Here is a 4089-nt window from a genome sequence, read left to right as displayed (position 1 = left end):
AAGATTTTAAGTTTAATTATAATGTTTAAGACAATAAATTAAATTATTGATAAGGAGAAGAAAAATGAAAATAGCTTTTTTACGTCCAAATATGGGGGGGAAACGTTCCAATGATGCGATAGAGCCGCTTGCTTTTGCGGTGCTTTCGGGGCTTACGGATAAGACTAGACATGAGCTTATGCTGTTTGATGATAGGATTGAGGATATTCCGATGGATCTTGAGGTTGATTTAGTTGTAATTTCTACGTTTACAATGACGGCTAGACGGGCTTATGAACTGGCGGATAATTATAGGAAACGTGGAGTTTATGTGATGATTGGAGGGTATCACGCCTCGCTTATGCCTGATGAGGTGCAGGAACATGCAGACACGGTTTGTGTGGGAAGTGGAGAAGTTACTTGGAATGAATTTTTGAACGATTTGGAAAATGGGGTGCCGAAAAAGAGGTATGAATGTAGAAAATTGCCAGATATTAATAATGTTGTTTATGATAGGAGCATTTACAAGGGGAAAAAATATTCTTTTGTCGTGCCAGTTCAGTTTGGGCGAGGCTGTATGCATCAATGTGAATTTTGCACGATTGGGGCAGTTCACAAAGGAGATTTTCAACATAGGGATGTTGAGAATGTGATAAATGAGGTAAAGGAGATTTTTAGAACAAATAAAAGGGCGAAAATTGTTTATTTTGTGGATGATAATATTTTTGCCAATAAGAAAAAAGCTCTAAAACTGTTTGAAGAATTGAAAAAACTGAAAATAAAATGGGCTTGTCAAGGCAGCATCGATATTGCAAGAGATGAGAAATTGATAAAATTGATGTCAGAAGCAGGGTGCATTGAAATGCTTCTGGGATTTGAGAATATAAATATAAAAAATATTAAGAAGATGAAAAAGGTTGCAAATTACAAGTTTGACTATGAAAAAATCATTAATATTTATAAAAAAAATAAGATTCTTGTACATGCAAGCTATGTAATTGGATATGATTATGATGATAAAAACTGCTTTGATGAAATTTTGGAATTTTCTAAAAAGCATAAATTTTTCCTTGCAGGCTTTAACCCGGCATTGCCGATACCAGGAACTCCTTTTTATGAAAGATTAAAAAAAGAAGGTCGGTTGCTTTATGAACGATGGTGGCTGGATGAGAACTTTCGTTATGGGAAAGCGTGCTTTGAGCCGTATAATATGACAATTGACGAATTTGAGGCTGGAATTTTGAAGTGCAAGGTGGAATACAACAGACATTCGAGTATCTGGAAAAGGCTGTTTGACGGTGCTGCCAATTTTAAACATGCCCTTGTATTTCTTGCTGTAAATTATATCAATCGAAAAGAAGTTTATAACAAAAAAGGAATAAAATTATGAGAATAATGCTTGTTTTAGCAAAGGATAACATTTACAAATACAACTCGATTCACAAAAGAAAATATTATCCGCAAATTACGTTAATAACGCTGGAATCACTAATTGACAGAAAATATAACGCTGATGTTGTTATTGTGGATGAAGGTGTGGAAAAATGGGATGCTACTTCTAAAAAATATGAAAACGAAAAATTTGACTTAATTTGTATTTCTTCGGTAATTTCAGGATCGAAAAGGGCAAAAGAGATTGCCAAGTTTTGGAAAAGTAAAGGAGCGTATACATTAATTGGCGGGCATTATGCGACAGCTTTGAAAGAAGAGGCATTACAATATTTTGATACAGTAATTACTGGAGCTGCTGAAATTTCATTTCCGATGTTTCTTGAAGATTTTACAAATGGAACTCCAAAAAGAGAATATTTTAATCTTGTTGGAAATGATTATGAACCGAAGCCATTAAACCGAAAACTTTTGAAAAATAAAAAATATTTTAAAACTATCCTTGTATTTGTTTATGTTTAGGGTTTTCGCATATTACTCTTACTTTTCCGTGACGTTTAACAATTTTACATTTGTCACAAATAGGTTTTACTGAAGCTTTTACTTTCACTAAAAACCCTCCTTCCAACTGTTATTTTTTTCTATATACAATTCTGCCTCTTGACAAGTCATACGGAGAAACTTCCACCGTAACCTTATCTCCTGGCAAAATTTTTATATAGTTCATTCTCATTTTTCCTGAGATATGTCCTAAAACTTCGTGTCCATTTTCAAGCCTTACTTGAAACATTGCATTTGGTAATGCTTCGATTATTTCACCTTCCAGCTCAAGAACATCCTGTTTTGCCATAAATAATCACCTCGGATCCTTTCTATTATAACAAAAAAATAACTAAATGTCCAGTTTTTTTAACATTTAATTTTTATAAAAATTAAAAAACAATATACATTTGATTATTTACCTTATCATAATACAGTATTTATCGTATTTTGTCAATTATTTTTTATTTTACAGTTATTTTTATGGATTTTTCTAATTTTTTACACTCCTAAAAATTCTATATCCAGCATTAATTTCCAGAGTTTCACAATTTCCAAAAATTTCTTCCAATTTTTTCTGTGTACTTTTTGCTCCATGTTTTGTCTGAATCACACAATAAAACTGACCATCTTGATTTAAATGCTCAAAACTTTGTTCATAAATTTGAAAAATTGTCCGCTTTCCAGCTCGAATTGGCGGATTAGATAAAATTACATCAAACTTTTCAGAAACATAATCGAATGCAAATGATTTTCTTACTTCAAAATTATCATTTTCATCTTTTACAACTCCATTTCTCAAAAGATTTTCCCTTGTAAGCTCCAAAGCCCGCTCATTCACATCTGATGAAACAGTTCTAACATTTTCAAAAAAAGACTTTATAACAACTGATACAACTCCGTATCCACAGCCAATATCCAGTATATCAAACTTTTGGCCTTTCTTATCTAAATTTTCTCTTAAAAACACTTTCAGCATGACATCCGTTCCAAAATCCACCTTCGTCTTTGAAAATACCCCATTATCTGTTACAAACTCAAATTTTTTATTTTCTATTTCATATTTTATTATTTTTCTATCCGACTTTACTTCCTGCTTTTCTGAAAAATAATGGCTCATTATCAATTTCCTCCTAACTTTTCTATTTTTTATTCTAATGTTTATTTTATCACTGAATTTCAATTATTCATAATACTCCCCTGCTGTATTATTAAAATCACTTTTACCTTTCAACACTTTTACTATATCCAAAAATAAATCTGTAAACGATGAATCAGTATACTGTACATTTTCTCTTATATATCTTATTTTTGTAACGCCATTTTTAATTTCATATACTCTTATTGGCTTATAATAAGCATATCTATCAGTTATATAAATTCTTGTTGTCTTTTTTTCATCTCCAACCAGCTTCAAATAATTTTTAACTTGTTTAACCAGACTGTTTAATCCTTCGCCGTTAACTGAATATCTAACTGAAATATCAATCACCTGATCAATTTCACCAGAAAATTCCTTTACATCAAAATCATCATCATACTGTCTTGGTTTTTTAAATTCTGTAATACTTACCGAATCTATCATAGGTAACTTTTTTATTATTTTTTCCATCTCTTGCTTATCTTTTATCTTGGAAAAATATGAACTATATACAATATTACGTGGTTCCCAGTAATAAATTGTCATAAAATTGACAAACTTTACAGATTGAAAAAATATTAATATCATAAAAAAGATAGATTTCCACTTTCTTCTTTTTATTTCTTGAAAAATTAGTATTACCATCTGCACGGATAACAACAAAATCAAATAAGCGATAACAGCTATATTAAATCTTTTATTCAAATCCCTATAACTCGAATATTTTATAAAAAACATTATAAAACCAGCAACAAAACTTGTTATGTACTTATTGCCTTCCATTTTTATTCCATCTACGCAAATTAGAAAAAATATCCCTGTAATAATTACCAGCAGATATATTCCTGTAAGTTTTCCTGATTCCCCATTATTCAGCAACATAAAGAGTTTTCACATTAATAGCAAATATCCCAAGTACCAGTATGAAATACTTATTTTATTCATTATGAAATTCTCCCATTTTCTTCATTTTTACTATTATAACATATTTTTCACAGTTACATATCCATTTTTTATCTTACAAATATTTTTTCAAAACC

6 protein-coding genes are annotated in these 4089 nt (G+C 30.5%); 2 read left to right on the top strand and 4 right to left on the bottom strand.

Annotation, left to right across the window (positions count from 1 at the left end; translation table 11 throughout):
- Nucleotides 1-64 precede the first annotated feature (64 nt).
- Nucleotides 65-1369 (top strand): radical SAM protein, encoded by a 1305-nt coding sequence (locus Q0370_RS06510; RefSeq protein ID WP_299573648.1) that lies wholly within the window; start codon nt 65-67, stop codon nt 1367-1369.
- Entirely contained in the window at nt 1366-1890 is a 525-nt protein-coding gene (locus tag Q0370_RS06505) for a hypothetical protein (protein ID WP_299573645.1), read from the top strand. The genes Q0370_RS06510 and Q0370_RS06505 overlap by 4 nt, the downstream gene beginning before the upstream one ends.
- Here the strand turns inward: Q0370_RS06505 and rpmJ are convergent.
- From rpmJ to Q0370_RS06485, 4 genes are all read right to left on the bottom strand, one after another.
- Nucleotides 1865-1978 (bottom strand): 50S ribosomal protein L36, encoded by a 114-nt coding sequence (gene rpmJ / locus Q0370_RS06500; RefSeq protein WP_015770204.1) that lies wholly within the window; start codon nt 1976-1978, stop codon nt 1865-1867. The two genes, Q0370_RS06505 and rpmJ, sit on opposite strands and share 26 nt — an antisense overlap.
- 21 nt (nt 1979-1999) lie before the next feature.
- Complete coding sequence (gene infA, locus Q0370_RS06495) at nt 2000-2218, bottom strand: translation initiation factor IF-1 (RefSeq protein ID WP_006805851.1); 219 nt, start codon at nt 2216-2218, stop codon at nt 2000-2002.
- Between the two features lie 183 nt (nt 2219-2401).
- Nucleotides 2402-3028: a methyltransferase gene (locus tag Q0370_RS06490; protein ID WP_299573643.1), complete on the bottom strand. Its 627-nt coding sequence runs from the start codon at nt 3026-3028 to the stop codon at nt 2402-2404.
- 63 nt (nt 3029-3091) lie between these two features.
- Complete coding sequence (locus Q0370_RS06485) at nt 3092-3931, bottom strand: hypothetical protein (RefSeq protein ID WP_299573640.1); 840 nt, start codon at nt 3929-3931, stop codon at nt 3092-3094.
- Nucleotides 3932-4089 lie beyond the last annotated feature (158 nt).

It is taken from the genome of uncultured Leptotrichia sp., from assembly GCF_938036635.1.
GTDB lineage: Bacteria > Fusobacteriota > Fusobacteriia > Fusobacteriales > Leptotrichiaceae > Leptotrichia > Leptotrichia hongkongensis.
This window is presented reverse-complemented; position numbering and strand designations above follow the sequence as displayed.